Raw genomic sequence first — 15792 nt, forward strand, 5'->3', positions numbered from 1 at the left:
GAGCCTGCGGTCTTTTCAAAGCAACACCGAGCATCGCCGCCCAGTTCTCACACGTTGAACCGAAATTCGACCACGTCGCCGTCGGACATGACGTAGTCCTTGCCTTCCATGCGGACCTTGCCGGCGGCTTTGGCGTCGTTCATCGAACCCGCCGCCACGAGATCGGCGAAGGAGACCACCTCGGCCTTGATGAAGCCCTTCTGGAAGTCCGTGTGGATGACGCCCGCAGCCTCCGGAGCCGTCGCGCCCTTGCGGATGGTCCAGGCCCGCGCCTCCTTCGGCCCGGCCGTCAGATAGGTCTGCAGGCCGAGGGTGTCGAAGCCGACGCGGGCGAGCTGGTCCAAGCCGGGTTCGGTGATACCCAAATCCGCCAGCATCTCGGCGCGCATTGCCTGCGCCTCCTCGTCGTCACCCAACTCGACCAGCTCGGCCTCACTCTTGGCGTCGAGGAACACCGCCTCGGCCGGTGCCACGAGATCGCGCATCTTCGCCTTGAGGTCCTCATCGGCCAGCTCGTCGGCATCACAGTTGAACACGTAGAGGAACCGCTTAGCTGTCAGCAGGTGCAGGTCGCGCAACAACTCCAGGTCGAGGCCCGCCTTGAGCACGCCCGTTCCGGCCTCCAGCGCCTCCTTGGCCTTCTTCGCCTCCTCCAGCGCCGGAGCGAGCGCCTTGTCGCGGCGGGCTTCCTTCTCCAGGCGCGGGATCGCGTTGTCGACGGTCTGCAAGTCGGCCAGCACGAGTTCGATGGTGATCGTCTCGATATCGCTGCTGGGGTTGACCTCGCCGTCGACGTGCGTCACGTCCTCGTCGCGGAACACCCGCGTCACCTGGCAGATCGCGTCCGACTCGCGGATATGGGACAGGAACTTGTTCCCCATGCCCTCGCCCTCGGACGCACCGCGCACGATGCCGGCGATGTCGACGAACTGCACCGTCGCGGGCAGGATGCGCTCCGAGCCGAAGATCTCGGCGAGCTTGGCCAGCCGCTCGTCGGGGACGCCGACGACACCCACATTGGGTTCGATCGTCGCGAACGGATAGTTCGCCGCGAGGACGTCGTTCTGGGTCAGGGCGTTGAAGAGGGTGGACTTGCCCGCATTGGGGAGTCCGACGATGCCGATGGTGAGAGCCACGACGCATGAGCCTACTGGGCATATCGGACACTCCAGCGATCAGTGCAGCGGCAGCCGGTACAGCCGGCGATCCCGGCCTGCCAGGGATCGGGATAGTTCCCCGAGTTCCTCCGACCCCAAGCACCGGACTACCGCCAGAGGCCGACCGCCGGGAGTCGGAACACGGGAGTCCGTCAACCCGGTATTCGTCGTGAAAACCGCCATTGGCACCGAGCGGCGGTGCCCCTTGCGCTTCCTCATGTGTCCGACACGACCCCCACTCTGCCGCTCAGGTCCGACATCGTGACCCGTGCCCGGCTACCGTCGGAGTATGGCCGTCCTCGCCCCCATCACGACGCTGGCGCAGCGCGACCTGACTCCGGGCATTGCCGTGCTCGGCTCGGCCGGCCTCGTTCTGGCCATGACAGTGGCCGATCTGCTCGACGGCAGCCTCGGTGCCTGGACGACCCTCGGAATCCTCATGGCTGCCGCCACCGTGCCGCTCGCACTCGCGCGCCCGCACCTGTGGAACGCGATCTTCTTCCCGCCGCTGCTGCTCGGCATCGCCATGCTGCTCGTAGCCTTCTTCGTTCCCGGAGCCATCGTGCCCGACGGCATCCCGGCCACGGCGACACCCGGCGGCCGGGCGCTCGCGGGCTTCGTCGACCGGGGTGTGGCCCTCGCCGTCGCCGAACTGGTCACCCTGGCGACCATCGGCCTGCGCTACCTCGGCCGCGAGTGAGCAGTTTCGCGGATAGCCGCTGGCTGAGGTGTGTAGGCCGCAAGCGGTCGGAGCCGGGTCCTGAGGTGCGACGAGGAACGAGGAGCCTCGAAGGGCGAAGCCTCAATGACCGAGTTCCGCCTATCCGCGTTCTCAGGCTTGGGCCTTCTTGAGGTCGCGGCGCAGCTCGGGCGGCAGCGCGAAGATCAGGCTCTCGTCGGCGGTGCGGATCGCCTTCGCGTCGCCGATCCCCCGCTCGGCGAGGTAGGCCAGCACGTCCTGCACGAGGTCGTCGGGAACGGAGGCCCCCGAGGTGACGCCCACGGTGCTCACACCGTCGAGCCAGGCCTCGTCGATCTCGCTGATGTCGTCGATGCGGTACGAAGCCTTGGCACCGGCCTCCAGCGCCACCTCGACGAGGCGGACCGAGTTGGAGCTGTTGGCCGAGCCGACCACGATCACCAGATCGGCGTCCTGTGCGATCTCCTTGACCGCGACCTGCCGGTTCTGGGTGGCGTAACAGATGTCGTCGCTCGGCGGGTCCTCCAGCTGCGGGAACTTCTCGCGCAGCCGACGCACCGTCTCCATCGTCTCATCGACGCTCAGCGTGGTCTGGGACAGCCACGACAGCCGCGTTCCCTCGGGGAACTCCAGGCCGTCGACGTCATCGGGATGCTCGACCAGGGTGATGTGCTCGGGAGCCTCACCAGCCGTGCCCTCGACCTCCTCGTGACCGGCGTGCCCGATGAGCAAGATGCGGTAGCCGTCCTTGGCGAAACGCTTGGCCTCGTGATGCACCTTCGTCACCAGCGGGCAGGTGGCGTCGATGGTCTTGAGGTCGCGCTCGGCGGCCTGCTGGTGGACCATCGGCGACACACCGTGGGCGCTGAAGACGACGGTCGCCCCCTCGGGTACCTCGTCCAGCTCCTCGACGAAGACCGCCCCCCGTGCGGCGAGGTTCTGCACGACGTGCTTGTTGTGGACGATCTGCTTGCGCACGTAGACCGGCGCGCCGTACAGGTCGAGCGCCTTCTCGACGGTGATGACCGCGCGGTCGACGCCGGCGCAGTAGCCGCGGGGGTCGGCGAGCAGCACTTGACCGCCGACCGGAGGCATACCCAGTTCAACCGTGGAAGACACAGCGCCATCGTAACGGGCCTGTCGGTGGCCGCCTCTAGGGTGAAGGCATGGCCTTGGACACGAGCGCGGACTCCCCCGCCCCGCTGCGCACGATCTCGCAGGCGATGGACGAGTACATCGGCCGGCTCGGCGCGGTGTGGGTGGAGGCCGAGGTCGCCCAGCTCAATCGCCGTCCGGGCATGTGCTTCCTGACCTTGCGCGATCTGGAGGCGAAGGTCTCGATGAGCGCCAAATGTCATGTCAGCGTGCTCGACTCCTGCCCGGTGCCGGTCACTGCGGGCGCACGGGTCGTGGTCCAGGCCAAGCCCGCCTTCTACGGCCCCAACGGCAGCCTGTCACTCGATATCCGGGAGATCCGCCCCGCAGGCGAGGGCGAACTGCTGGCCCAGTTGGAGCGCCGCAAACAGCTACTCGCCGCCGAGGGTCTGTTCGAGGCGCGCTGGAAGAAGCCGCTGCCGGTGCTACCGCTCGGCATCGGACTCATCACCGGACGCGCCTCGGCGGCCGAGCGCGACGTCGTCCAGAACGTGCGGCTGCGCTGGCCCGCCGCGCCGCTGCGGGTGCGGTACTCGCTCATGCAGGGCACCGAGTGTGCCGGCGGCGTCATCGACGCGCTCGGCGAACTCGACGCCGATCCTGCCGTCGACCTCATCGTCATCGCACGCGGCGGCGGATCGGTCGAGGATCTGCTGCCGTTCAGCGACGAGGCTCTGGTACGGGCCGTGTTCGCCTGCGCCACGCCGGTCGTGTCGGCCATCGGGCACGAACCGGACACGCCGCTGCTCGATCTCGTGGCCGACCTGCGCGCCTCGACCCCCACCGACGCCGCCAAGCGCATCGTGCCCGACGCCGCTGCCGAATCCGAGCAGATCGCGGCCATGCGCGAGCGGGCGCAGTACGCGATGCGTCGGCTTCTCGACCGGGAGTCCACCGCGCTGGCGGCCGTGCGCAGCCGACCTGCGCTGGCGCGGCCGAGCGTGCTCATCGACGCGCAAGCCGAACTCGTCACCGAGGCCCGCGACCGGGTCCGGCGCGCGCTCGGGCATCGTCTCGACCGGGCGCACGACGAGATCGGTCATCATCTGGCCCGGGTTCACGCCCTCTCCCCGCTGGCCACGCTCCAGCGCGGCTACGCCGTGGCCCGGCACCCCGACGGCACGGTCCTGACCTCGGTCGGCGACGTTCCCGAGGAGTTCTCGATCCGTCTGGCCGACGGGCACATCGCGGCCCGCCGCGTCTCGATCACTCCGACCACCTCCGACAAGGACCCCGCATGAGCGACACCCCCGACCTCACCTACGAACAGGCCCGCGACGAGCTGGTCGCCACGGTGCAGCGCCTCGAGACCGGCGGAACGACGCTGGAGGAATCACTAGCCCTGTGGGAGCGGGGCGAGGAACTGGCACGGGTCTGCCAGCAGTGGCTCGACGGAGCCCGCGAACGCCTCGACACCGCCGTGACCCCCGCCGACCCCGAATCCCCGGCCTGACTACCGGCGTGTCTCGCCTGCGTATCCGACGACCACGATCTGGTGGTTGACCGCCGAATGCAGATAGGACAGCAGATGGCATTGGGCGAGTAGTCGCGGTATCCGCTGGTCCCGCTGCCGAGATTGCCGAGCCAGGTGACACCGCACGCATAGTGGTGGTTCATTGCAGGACCTCCGAGAGGCGGTAGCCAACGACCTCGTCCAACTGCCGGTAGGTACACGATTCCGGCTCCCGGTCGATCCGCCAGCGTTTGAACTGGGCGGTGTGCCGGAAGCGGGCCTCCTCTCCCGGTCCCTCCATGTGCTCGTAGCCGACCTCGGCGACGCGGGTTAGCGCGATGGGCACGAAGGAGAGGTCTTTGCCCGCCGACCAGCGGTTCTGGCCCATCGCGAGGGCGCGCCACGGGTGGTCGGCGAGATCGACGGCCTCGGCCGACAACTCGGCGGCGAGTTCGGCCCGGCGGGCGGCGGTGAACGACGCGCACACGCCGACGTGATGCAGCGAACCGTCGGAGGCATACAGGCCCAGCAGCATCGAGCCGAGCAGCGGTTCGTCGGCGGTGGAGTTCTTGTGGAGGCGGTATCCGGCGACCACGACGTCAGCGGTGCGTTTGTGCTTGATCTTGAGCATGGTGCGTCCGCCCGGCGTATAGCCCAAGTCGAGCGGTTTGGCGATGACGCCGTCGAGTCCGGCTCCTTCGAACCGGGTGAACCACTCGGCGGCCACGTCGGCGTCGGCGGTCACGCGGGTGAGGTGGATCGGCGGGACGACACCGGCGAGCAGGCTCTCGGCACGGGCGCGTCGCTCCCGCAGCGGCAGATCGAGCAGCGACTCGTCGCCGGACGCGAGCAGATCGAAGACGACCAGGCGCGCGGGCATCGCCTCGCTCAGTTCATCGATGCGTGACTGCGCCGGATGGATACGGGCGCTGAGCAGGTCGAATTCGAGGCGATCCCCCGCGACCACCACCAGCTCGCCGTCGACGACACACCGTTCGGGCAGGTGTTCGCGGGCAGCGGCGACGATCTCCGGGAAGTAGCGCGTGAGCGGCTTGGTCGACCGGCTCGTGAGCTCGACCTCGTTGCCGTCGCGGAACACCAGGCAACGAAAACCGTCCCACTTCGGCTCGTACAGGAAGCCCCCGGCCTGGGGCAGGCGCGGCGTCGACTTGGCCAGCATCGGCTGAATAGGCGGCATCACAGGCAGGTCCACGACTCGACCCTAGATCCCGCCGGATTTAGAGATTCCGCAGATAGGCGGAGCCGGTCATGCAGGTGCGCCCTTCGAGGCCCCTCCTTCGTCGGGGCACCTCAGGATCCGCGCAGCACACCTCGAAATGACCCGCCCACCGCAGGCTTCGAGGCTCCGGCCGCAGGCGGCCTACGCACCTCAGCCAGCGCCTATCCGCGCGTCCGTAGGCACCTCTAGACTGTGCCGGTGCCTGCTCCCGCCGTCGAGATCCGCGATCTCGTGATGCGCTACCGGGAGCGGACGGCGGTCGACGGCCTCGATCTCGACGTTGAGGCGGGTTCGGTGACGGCGATCCTCGGACCGAATGGTGCCGGTAAGACCACCACCATCGAAACCTGTGAGGGATTCCGCGCGGTGCAAGAGGGCACCGTCCGCGTGCTCGGCCGCGACCCGCGCGACCCGGAACTGCGGCCCCGCATCGGTGTCATGTTGCAGTCCGGCGGGGCCTGGTCGGGATCGCGGGCCGACGAGATGCTGCGGCACATCGCCGCCCTGCACGCCCATCCGCTCGACGTCGACGCGCTCATCGAACGGCTCGGCCTCGGCTCCTGCGGCCGCACCCCCTACCGCCGGCTGTCCGGCGGCCAACAGCAGCGTCTCTCCCTCGCGATGGCCATCGTCGGACGCCCCGAGCTGCTCTTCCTCGACGAGCCGACCGCCGGCCTCGACCCGCAAGCCCGCCGTGCCGCGTGGGATCTGATCGACGAACTGCGCGACCACGGCGTCACCACCGTCCTCACCACGCATTTCATGGACGAGGCCGAGCAGCTCAGCGACACCATCCACATCATCGACTCCGGCCGCGTCATCGCCTCCGGCACACCCGACGAACTGACCCGCGAGAGCGCCCGCGGAACGCTGCGGATCACCGCCGAACCCGGCCTCGACGTCGTCTCGCTCATGCACGCGCTCGGCTACGAGACGAAGGCCGAGGAACGCACCGACGGCTCCTACATCGTCTCCGGCGACATCGACCCAGCCCTCCTCTCAGCCGTCACCGCCTGGTGCGCCGACCAGGACGTGCTGGTCGAGTCGATCCTCGTCGAACAGCAGACCCTCGAAGACCGCTTCCTCGATCTGACCGGACGGAGCCTGCGATGAGCCTCGACGTCTCCCCGAAACCGGGAGCCGCGCCGGCCGCCGCGATGTTGCGGGCGCAGACGCTCATGGAACTCAAGCTCATGCTGCGCAACGGCGAACAGGTGCTGTTGACCCTCGTCATCCCGCTGCTCCTGCTGTTCATGGGCACCCGCGCCGACAGCATCGTGGACCTCGGGCCGGGCCGCACCATCGACATCATCGCCCCCGGAGTCATCGCGCTGGCCGTGCTCTCGACCTCCTTCACCTCGCTGGCCATCAGCACCGGATTCGACCGACGATACGGCGTGCTCAAGCGACTCGGGGCTTCTCCCCTGCCCCGCTCGATCCTGCTGCTGGGCAAGGTGGGTGCCGTGGCCGCCGTCGAAGCCATCCAGCTCGTCGTGCTGACCGTCGTCGCCCTGCTGCTCGGCTGGCAGCCGCAGGCGGCCGGCTGGCCGTGGATGATCGCGCTCGTCGTCGCCGGGACGGCCGCCTTCGGCGCGCTCGGCCTGCTCATCGCCGGCACGCTACGCGCCGAGGCGACGCTCGCAGTCGCCAATCTGGTCTACGTGCTGCTGCTGGTCGGCGGCGGCCTCATGGTGCCGCTCTCGCGCTACCCCGAGGCGGGGCGGCGCGTCATGGAGCTGATCCCCTCCGGAGCCATCGGCCAGGGCCTGCGTGACGCCTTCGCCGGCGAGCCGGCCCTCGGAGCGCTGCTCACGCTGACCGGCTGGGCCGTGATCGCCGGTGTCACGACAGCCCGCACCTTCAAGTGGGAGTGAACGTGAACGTCAGGTTCTGGGCATGGGCCTCGGTCGTGGCCAATATCGTCATCATCTTGACCGGCGGGCTGGTCCGGCTGACCGGTTCGGGCCTGGGCTGTGACGAATGGCCCAAATGCACCGAAGACTCCTGGACGGCACACGGTTCCCTCGGCATCCACGGTGCCATCGAGTTCGGCAACCGCCTATTGATGTTCGCCCTCATCGGGGTGGCCGCCACCACGTTCCTCGCCGTGTGGCGCTGGTCGGGCACGAACCGCTCCCTGCGCCGTCACGCGGCCGTGCTGACCGTGGGGGTTCCGTTCCAGGGCGTCATCGGCGGCATCGTCGTCCTGACCGAACTGAATCCCTGGATCGTCGCACTGCATCTGGTGCTGTCGATGGCGCTGGTCGCCGGGTCGATCTGGCTCGTGCAGCGCGTCGGCGACCGGCCGCCCGTGGCGATCTCGCCGCGCCTGCACGCCCTCGCATGGGCCACCTTCGCGGCGTTGCTCGTGGCAATCTACCTCGGCACCATCGTCACCGGTTCCGGCCCGCACGCCGGCGACGAAAAGGCCCCGCGCAACAACCTCAACCCCGAACAGTGGAGCAAGATCCATGCCACGAGCGTCTGGCTGCTGGTCGCCCTGACCGTGGCCCTGGTCGTTCTCCTGCGCTCACGCATCGTCGCCATCCTGCTGCTCGCCGAACTCGCCCAAGGCACCATCGGCTACGTGCAGTACTTCACCGACCTGCCGATCGCCCTGGTCGCCGCCCACCTCGTCGGCGCGGCAACCCTGCTGGCCATCGCGACGCGGATCGTGGTGGGGGTCAGGGGAACCGACGTTGCTGCGCGCACGTGACGCACTCCATCGGCCGACGAGGCGCGCGACGCCCGGAAGTAAGAGGTTCCGGCGATAGATCCGCCGGCTAAGGCGGTCCCTTCGAGGCTCGGCCGCGAGCGGCCTCGCACCTCAGCGACCGGCCAACAGCACACAACCCGAATACATCAGCACTCCCTCAGCCGATGAACGGATCGGCTGCGGCGGCGACGAAGAGCAGGGCGAGGTAGGCGTTGCTGAGGTGGAACAGGCGCATCGGCTTGATGATGCTCAGTTCCTCGGTGTCGCGCGCGCGGCTCTGCAGGTCGTAGGCCTCGACCAGGAAGATCACCCCGAGCACGATGGCCGCCGACGGGTAGAACCACCCGGTCTCGGCCACCGGCCACAGCGCCAGGGACGTGGCGAACATGACCCACGAATAGCCGACGATCTGCCGGGCCACCTCCCGAGAGGAGGCCACCGAGGGCAGCATCGGCACATCGGCCGCCGCGTAGTCCTCGCGGTAGCGCATGCCGAGCGACCAGAAGTGCGGCGGCGTCCAGAAGAAGACCACACCGAACAGCACGACCGGTGCCCAGGCGAGTTCGCCGGTGACCGCGGTCCAGCCGATCAGTGCCGGGAAACAGCCGGCGGCTCCCCCCCAGACGATGTTCTGCGGGGTGCGCCGCTTGAGCAGCATCGTGTAGCCGACGACGTAGAACACATTGGCCGCGAGCGCCAGCATCGACGACAGCCAGTTGACGAACATGCCGAGCCACAGTGTCGACACGACGCCCAGCACCAGGCCGAAGACCAGCGCCCGCTGCGTCGAGACCTGGTGGCGCGGCAGCGGGCGACGCGACGTACGGCGCATCTTCTGGTCGATATCGGCATCGACCACACAGTTCAGCGCGTTCGCGCTGCCGGCCGACAGCGTGCCGCCGACCATCGTGGCCACGACGAGCCACAGATCGGGCACGTCGCGGGCCGCCAAGAACATGACCGGCACCGTCGTCAGCAACAAGAGCTCGATGATGCGCGGTTTCGTCAGCGCGACATAGGCGGCGACGACATCGCGCACCGATGCCGTCCCGGTCTGCTGCTGTTCGGCATCGACAAGACTCACGTGACCGATTCTAATCCACCCGAGTAGGCTCGATGTGACCCACGGTCCGCCCTTCCGAGGAGATCTGCTCGTGACCTCTGCCCCCGCCCCTCTCGACTGGTCCGAACTCGACGCGCGTGCCGTCGACACCGCCCGTCTCCTCGCCGCCGACGCGGTGCAGAAAGTCGGCAACGGCCACCCCGGCACCGCAATGAGCCTGGCCCCTGCGGCCTACCTGCTGTACCAGAAGGTCATGCGGCACGACCCCGCCGATCCGGCCTGGATCGGCCGGGACCGGTTCGTCCTGTCGTGCGGCCATTCGAGCCTGACGCAATACGTGCAGTTGTACCTCGCCGGTTACCCGATGAGCCTGGACGACCTCAAGAGCCTGCGCACCTGGGGCAGCCAGACCCCCGGCCACCCGGAGCACGGACACACCCCCGGCGTCGAGGTGACGACCGGCCCGCTCGGCCAGGGCATCGCCAACGCCGTCGGCATGGCGATGGCGGCTCGCCGCGAGCGCGGCCTCCTCGACCCGGGTGCCCCGGCCGGACAGAGTCCGTTCGACCATCACGTCTACGTGCTGGCCTCCGACGGCGATGTGCAGGAGGGCGTCTCCGGCGAGGCGTCCTCCCTCGCCGGGCACCAGGAGCTCGGCAACCTCACGGTGATCTACGACGACAACCAGATCTCCATCGAGGACGACACCGACGTCGCCTTCAGCGAGGACGTCGCCGCCCGGTACGCCGCCTACGGCTGGCACGTGCAGACCGTCGACTGGCGGGCCGGTGCCGAGTATCGCGAGGACGTGCCCGCCCTGTGGGAGGCGATCTCGGCGGCGCAGGCCGAGACCGGCAAGCCGAGCCTGATCGTCCTGCGCACGATCATCGCCTGGCCGGCGCCGAACGCGCAGAACACCGGAGCCTCCCACGGTTCGGCCCTGGGTGCCGAGGAGATCGCCGCCACCAAGGAGATCCTGGGCTTTCCCACCGGGGAGAGTTTCGTCGTCGAGGACGCCGTGCTCGCCAACATCGAGGCGTCGCGCGAGCGTGGACGGGCCGCCCATGCGGCCTGGGCCACGGGTTTCGACGCCTGGAGCGCCACCCACCCCGAGGCTGCGGCGCTGCTCGACCGCCTGAGCGTCCGCGAACTGCCCGACGGCTGGGACGCCGACCTGCCGGTCTACGAACCCTCCGAGAAGGGCGTCGCCACACGGGTCGCCTCCGGTGACTTCCTGACCGCCGCCGCGCCGCACCTGCCCGAGTTGTGGGGCGGTTCGGCCGATCTGGCCGGCTCGAACAACACCACCCCGAAGGGCCAGCCGTCCTTCCTGCCGCCGCGCCGCTCGACCGGCAAGTTCACCGGCGACTGGTACGGCCGGGTACTGCACTTCGGCATCCGCGAACACGCGATGGGGTCGATCCTCAACGGCATCGCCCTGCACGGCCCGACGCGGCCCTACGGCGGCACCTTCCTCGTCTTCAGCGACTACATGCGCCCGGCGGTCCGGCTCTCGGCGCTGCAGCAACTGCCGGTCACCTACGTCTGGACGCACGACTCCATCGGCCTGGGCGAGGACGGCCCCACCCATCAGCCGGTCGAGCATCTGGCCTCGCTGCGAGCCATCCCCGGCCTCGACGTCATCCGCCCAGCCGACGCCAACGAGACCATCGCCTGCTGGAAGGCCGTCGTCGCCCAGCACGAGCGTCCGGCTGCCCTCGCGTTGAGCCGCCAGAACCTCCCGGTCTTCCCGCGCGGCGGCGAATGGGGCGAGGCCTCCCTGGCCGCCCGCGGTGCCTACACGCTGATCGACACCCCCGGCGGCGAGCCGGACGTGATCCTCCTGGCCACCGGATCGGAGGTGCAGCTCGCCGTGGCCGCCCGCGAACAGCTGGCCGCTCAGGGTGTCGGCGCGCGGGTCGTGTCGATGCCGTCGCGCGAATGGTTCGAGGCCCAGGACGCCGAGTACCGCGACAGCGTCCTACCGCCAGCCGTCCGGGCGCGGGTCGCGGTCGAGGCGGGCGTAGCGCTCGGCTGGCGCGAGTTGGTCGGCGACGCCGGGCGCATCGTCAGCCTGGACCATTTCGGCGCTTCGGCCGACTACCAGCGTCTCTACTCCGAATTCGGCATCACCGCCGAAGCCGTTACCGAGGCCGCCACCGCATCCCTCGCCGCCGCTCGATAGGAGCACCGATGAACGCACGACTGCAGGCCCTGTCCGATGCCGGAGTCTCCCTCTGGCTCGATGATCTGTCCCGCGAGCGCCTCGACTCGGGCAACCTCGCCGCGATGGTCGCCGACAGCAATATCGTCGGCGTCACCACCAATCCGACGATCTTCGCCGCCGCGCTGGCCGACGGCACGCGGTACGCCGGTCAGGTGGCCGAGTTGAAGGCGGCCGGCACCGACGTGGGCGAGGCGATCTTCGAGTTGACCTGCACCGATGTTCAGCGGGCGTGCGATGTGCTCCGTCCCGTCTACGACGCCACGGGCGGCGTCGACGGGCGCGTGTCCATCGAGGTCGAGCCGGGTCTGGCCCGCGACACCGAGGCGACCGTGGCGATGGCGCAGCAGTTGTGGGAGCGCGTCGACCGGCCGAACGCGATGATCAAGATCCCCGCGACCGAGGAGGGCCTGCCCGCCATCGCCGAGACCATCGCGCGCGGCATCAGCGTCAACGTGACACTGATCTTCGCGCTGGAGCGCTACCGCGGGGTCATGGACGCCTACCTCGACGGCTTGGAGCGGGCTGCGGCCAATGGGCACGACCTGGCGGGCATCCACTCGGTCGCCTCGTTCTTCGTCAGCCGCGTCGACACCGAGGTCGACCGCCGCCTGCCCGCCGACAGCCCGCTGCGCGGCACCGCCGCCCTCGCCAACGCCCGGCTCGCCTACGCGGCCTACCAGGAGGTCTTCGAGGGTGAGCGGTTCGCGGCCCTCGCCGCCGCCGGAGCGCATCCCCAGCGTCCGCTGTGGGCGTCCACCGGCGTCAAGGACCCGGCCCTGCCCGACACCCTCTATCTCAGCGAACTCGTCGTCGCCGGAACAGTCAACACGGTGCCGGCGAAGACCCTGGAGGCTTTCGCCGACCACGGCGAGGTCCACGGCGACACCGTGACCGGCACCGCCGCCGAGGCGCAGCAGACCATCGACGCGCTGGCCGATGCCGGCGTCCCTTACGAGGAGGTGGTCGAGGTGCTGGAGACCGAGGGACTGCAGAAGTTCGACGATTCCTGGTCCGATCTCGTGTCGACCGTCGGCGACGCACTCGCGGGGGCCTGATCGTGGGAACCGTTCACGTCTCGGCTCCGGTCCGCGCCTACGAGGCCGTGCTCCGGCGGCTGGTGAAGGACAAGTTCGCGTCGCGGCTCGGTGCCCGCGATCACACGCTCTGGGGTCCGGCCGCCGAGGCGGAGGCCGCGCAACGGCTGGCCTGGATCGACCTGGCGAAAACCTCCCGGCCCCTGCTGCCGCGCATCGCGGCGGCGCGAGACGACTTCAAGAGCGCCGGACTCGATCACGTCGTGCTGTGCGGGATGGGCGGGTCCTCCCTGGCACCCGAAGTCATCTGCGCGAGCGCGGGGGTCGCCCTGACCGTGCTGGACTCCTCCGATCCGAGCATGGTGCGCCGCGCCGTCGCCGACCGCCCGGAGAACACCGTCGTCGTGGTGGCGAGCAAGTCCGGCGGCACTGTCGAAACCGACAGCCAGCGCCGCGCTTTCGAGCAGGTGTACGGGGCGGCGGCCCGCGATCACCTGGTCGTCGTCACCGATCCCGGTTCGCCGCTGGACGAATACGCGACTGCGGCCGGATACCGCGTCTTCCGTGCCGATCCGCAGGTCGGCGGGCGCTACTCGGCGCTCTCGGCCTTCGGTCTCGTCCCGTGCGGGCTGGCCGGGGTGCCGTTGGCTCCGCTGCTGGAGCAGGCCGCCGCCGTGCATGAGGACTACACCGGCGACTCGGTGGAGAACCTCGCGTTGCGGCTCGGTGTCCTGCTCGGGGTCGCCGCCGACAACGACGTCGACAAACTCGTCCTGGTCGATCACACCGGCCATGGCATCGGCGACTGGATCGAACAACTCGTCGCCGAGTCGACCGGCAAGGACGGACGCGGCATCCTGCCGGTCGTCGCCACGCCGGAGGCCGTCGGCGCTGTGACACCGGACTGCCTCGTGGTCGCCATCGGCACCGAAGAACTGCCCGACTGCCCCTCCGGATACGCCGCAGCCATCGACCTCGACCTCGGTGCACAGATGCTCCTGTGGGAGGTCGCTACGGCCGTCGCGGGCGAGATCATCGACATCAATCCCTTCGACCAGCCCGATGTCGAGAGCGCCAAGAAGGCCGCCCGCAGCCTGCTCGGCGGTGACGTCGAGTTGCCCGCCCCAGCGGCCGTCGACGGAGTCATCGAGCTGTTCGGCACCGAGGCCGCCACCGCCGAGGACGCCCTGACCGAACTGTTCGCCGCCGTGGACCCGGCGGCCGGCTACCTCGCGGTCCAGGTCTACCTCGACCGCTGGTCGCACGCCGACCTGGCGGCCGTCCGGGTGCCGCTGAGCGAACGGCTCGGCCGACCGGTGACCTTCGGTTGGGGTCCGCGCTTCCTGCACTCGACCGGCCAGTACCACAAGGGCGGTGCCCCGACCGGGGTCTTCCTTCAGGTCACCGGTGCCAACGATCCCGACCTCGAGGTCCCGGACCGCGACTTCACCTTCGGCGGATTCATCACGGCCCAGGCCGTCGGCGACGGGCAAGTGCTCGCCGAGCGCGGGCGTCCTGTGCTACGGCTGCACCTGACCGATGTCGCGCAGGGGCTGGCCCGGCTGCGCGAGTTGCTGGCGTGATCGTCACCGACGATCCGGCCGGGACCCTGGCCGCCGCGTTGACCGAACGCATCGCCGCAGTACAGGCAGGCGGTAACGTCGCGCGTATCGCCTTGACCGGCGGGACCATCGCTGCCGAGGCATACCGGCGACTCGGCCCCGGTAAGGCCGACTGGTCGCGGGTCAAGTTCTGGTGGAGCGACGAACGTTTCGTGCCCGAGGGACATGCGGATCGCAACGCCGTCCAGGCGCGCGAGGCATTCCTGGACCGGCTCGCGGTCCCGCCGGAGCATATCCATCCGATGCCGGCGCACGGCTGCGACCGGTCGATGGCCGACGCTGCGGACGACTACGCGACGAGCCTGCCCGAGGGCGGCTTCGACGTCATGCTGCTCGGCCTCGGACCCGACGGGCATGTCGCGTCGCTGTTCCCCGGCTTCGCCCAATTGACCGAAACGCGCCGCCGGGTCGTCGAAGTGTTCGGCTCCCCCAAGCCGCCGCCGGAGCGGATCACGCTGACCTATCCGGCCCTCAACGACGCCGATGCCGTGTGGCTCGTGGCCAGCGGCGAGGGCAAGGCCGAGGCCGTTGCCCGCGCGTTGGCCACCGAAGGCAGCGTGGCCGAAACCCCCGCCCGCGGCGTCCAGGGCCGGGCCGAGACCCGCTGGTTCCTCGACCCCGCCGCAGCCTCGAAAGCGGACCTCACCGGCCCCTGAGGTTCACCTACCGGCGGAACCTCTCAAAACACGCGCCCATAGGCCCGCTGGCTGAGGTGCGAGCGAGCCTCGAAGCCCCGCTGCGGGTGGGTCCCTTCGAGGCTCGCAAGCTCGCACCTCAGGGACCGAATTCACCTATCCGGCGGAACCTCAGAAGATCAGTTCACCGGACTTGCGGCGGGAACGAAGCAACTGCAGCGCTTCGTCGAGGATCTGCTTGGCCTCGTCGTCGCTGCGGCGTTCTTTCACGTAAGCCAAATGCGTCTTGTACGGCTCGGTCTTCGGCGCGGTCGGCCGGTTCGCGGCATCAACGCTCGCCGGCAGGCCGCAGCGCGGACAGTCCCACGAATCGGGTACATCCGCTTCGACCGAGAACATCAGCGCCGTCTCGTGGTCGTTCGCGCAGAAGTACTGCACACGCTGCCGGGGGGCGGCCTCGCCGCGCTCGGCCTCCCCCATCGGCCCCGAGCCGATGCGGCTGCCGCGGATCGCTCCGGCAGCCACTAGCTGTTCACCTTCAGCAGCAGGCCGAGGGCGAACACGCACACGACCCACACCACCGCGATACCGACGGTGATGCGATCGAGGTTGCGCTCGGCCACCGACGAGCCGCCGAGCGAACTGGAGACGCCGCCGCCGAACATGTCGGACAGGCCGCCGCCACGCCCCTTGTGCATCAGGACGAGCAAGATCAGCAGCAGGCTGCTGATCGCCAGCACAATCGAGAAGAGCAGGATCACGAGACAGGCTTCCTGTAGGTCGGTTTCGG

At 69.4% G+C, this 15792-nt stretch carries 16 protein-coding genes; 10 read left to right on the top strand and 6 right to left on the bottom strand.

From position 1 onward, the window contains the following. Positions 1-47: 47 nt before the first annotated feature. Positions 48-1136 (bottom strand): redox-regulated ATPase YchF, encoded by a 1089-nt coding sequence (gene ychF / locus QM597_RS09970; protein WP_415004734.1) that lies wholly within the window; start codon positions 1134-1136, stop codon positions 48-50. Between the two features lie 310 nt (positions 1137-1446). Between ychF and QM597_RS09975 the strand changes: the two genes are divergently transcribed. Next, the gene (locus QM597_RS09975; RefSeq protein WP_415004735.1) at positions 1447-1857 is read left to right on the top strand and encodes a hypothetical protein; all 411 of its coding nucleotides are present in this window, start codon (positions 1447-1449) and stop codon (positions 1855-1857) included. Between the two features lie 132 nt (positions 1858-1989). Here the strand turns inward: QM597_RS09975 and QM597_RS09980 are convergent, their stop codons facing one another. Further along, positions 1990-2952, bottom strand: a complete 963-nt coding sequence (locus QM597_RS09980) for a 4-hydroxy-3-methylbut-2-enyl diphosphate reductase (RefSeq protein WP_415004787.1) — start codon at positions 2950-2952, stop codon at positions 1990-1992. A 71-nt stretch (positions 2953-3023) separates the two neighbouring features. Here QM597_RS09980 and xseA point away from each other — a divergent pair, with 71 nt between their 5' ends. After that, entirely contained in the window at positions 3024-4253 is a 1230-nt protein-coding gene (gene xseA / locus QM597_RS09985; protein WP_415004736.1) for an exodeoxyribonuclease VII large subunit, read from the top strand. Then, positions 4250-4465 (top strand): exodeoxyribonuclease VII small subunit, encoded by a 216-nt coding sequence (locus tag QM597_RS09990; RefSeq protein WP_415004737.1) that lies wholly within the window; start codon positions 4250-4252, stop codon positions 4463-4465. The genes xseA and QM597_RS09990 overlap by 4 nt, the downstream gene beginning before the upstream one ends. Positions 4466-4625: 160 nt before the next feature. On the opposite strand, the gene QM597_RS09995 is transcribed toward QM597_RS09990, so the two are convergent. Beyond that, on the bottom strand, positions 4626-5678 hold the full coding sequence (locus QM597_RS09995) for an ATP-dependent DNA ligase (protein ID WP_415004738.1): 1053 nt from the start codon (positions 5676-5678) through the stop codon (positions 4626-4628). A 225-nt stretch (positions 5679-5903) separates the two neighbouring features. Between QM597_RS09995 and QM597_RS10000 the strand changes: the two genes are divergently transcribed. Genes QM597_RS10000 through QM597_RS10010 form a run of 3 tightly spaced genes read left to right on the top strand, consistent with a single transcriptional unit; the run spans position 5904 to position 8421 of the window. Beyond that, entirely contained in the window at positions 5904-6818 is a 915-nt protein-coding gene (locus QM597_RS10000) for an ABC transporter ATP-binding protein (RefSeq protein WP_415004739.1), read from the top strand. Beyond that, positions 6815-7579, top strand: a complete 765-nt coding sequence (locus tag QM597_RS10005) for an ABC transporter permease (protein ID WP_415004740.1) — start codon at positions 6815-6817, stop codon at positions 7577-7579. Before QM597_RS10000 ends, QM597_RS10005 begins: the two co-directional genes overlap by 4 nt. Positions 7580-7581: 2 nt before the next feature. Continuing rightward, entirely contained in the window at positions 7582-8421 is an 840-nt protein-coding gene (locus QM597_RS10010; protein ID WP_415004741.1) for a COX15/CtaA family protein, read from the top strand. 157 nt (positions 8422-8578) lie between these two features. Here the strand turns inward: QM597_RS10010 and QM597_RS10015 are convergent, their stop codons facing one another. Beyond that, positions 8579-9505, bottom strand: coding sequence for a heme o synthase (locus QM597_RS10015; RefSeq protein ID WP_415004742.1), 927 nt, complete (start codon positions 9503-9505; stop codon positions 8579-8581). A gap of 70 nt (positions 9506-9575) precedes the next feature. Between QM597_RS10015 and tkt the strand changes: the two genes are divergently transcribed. Genes tkt through pgl form a run of 4 tightly spaced genes read left to right on the top strand, consistent with a single transcriptional unit; the run spans position 9576 to position 15023 of the window. Then, the gene (gene tkt, locus QM597_RS10020) at positions 9576-11669 is read left to right on the top strand and encodes a transketolase (protein ID WP_415004743.1); all 2094 of its coding nucleotides are present in this window, start codon (positions 9576-9578) and stop codon (positions 11667-11669) included. An 8-nt stretch (positions 11670-11677) separates the two neighbouring features. Then, a complete protein-coding gene (tal, locus tag QM597_RS10025) occupies positions 11678-12766 on the top strand; it encodes a transaldolase (protein ID WP_415004744.1) in 1089 nt (362 codons plus the stop codon). Continuing rightward, a complete protein-coding gene (locus tag QM597_RS10030; protein WP_415004788.1) occupies positions 12766-14328 on the top strand; it encodes a glucose-6-phosphate isomerase in 1563 nt (520 codons plus the stop codon). Before tal ends, QM597_RS10030 begins: the two co-directional genes overlap by 1 nt. Next, entirely contained in the window at positions 14325-15023 is a 699-nt protein-coding gene (gene pgl / locus QM597_RS10035; protein ID WP_415004745.1) for a 6-phosphogluconolactonase, read from the top strand. The genes QM597_RS10030 and pgl overlap by 4 nt, the downstream gene beginning before the upstream one ends. Positions 15024-15173: 150 nt before the next feature. Here the strand turns inward: pgl and QM597_RS10040 are convergent, their stop codons facing one another. Together QM597_RS10040 and secG are read right to left on the bottom strand one after the other, a co-directional pair. Further along, positions 15174-15527 carry an RNA polymerase-binding protein RbpA gene (locus QM597_RS10040; protein ID WP_415004746.1) on the bottom strand — a complete coding sequence of 118 codons (354 nt, stop codon included), beginning with the start codon at positions 15525-15527 and terminating at the stop codon, positions 15174-15176. Next, complete coding sequence (gene secG, locus QM597_RS10045; protein ID WP_415004747.1) at positions 15527-15763, bottom strand: preprotein translocase subunit SecG; 237 nt, start codon at positions 15761-15763, stop codon at positions 15527-15529. The genes QM597_RS10040 and secG overlap by 1 nt, the downstream gene beginning before the upstream one ends. Between the last annotated feature and the right edge of the window lie 29 nt (positions 15764-15792).

Origin of the sequence: Aeromicrobium sp. (genome assembly GCF_047607065.1) — a bacterium.
Lineage (GTDB): Bacteria > Actinomycetota > Actinomycetes > Propionibacteriales > Nocardioidaceae > Aeromicrobium.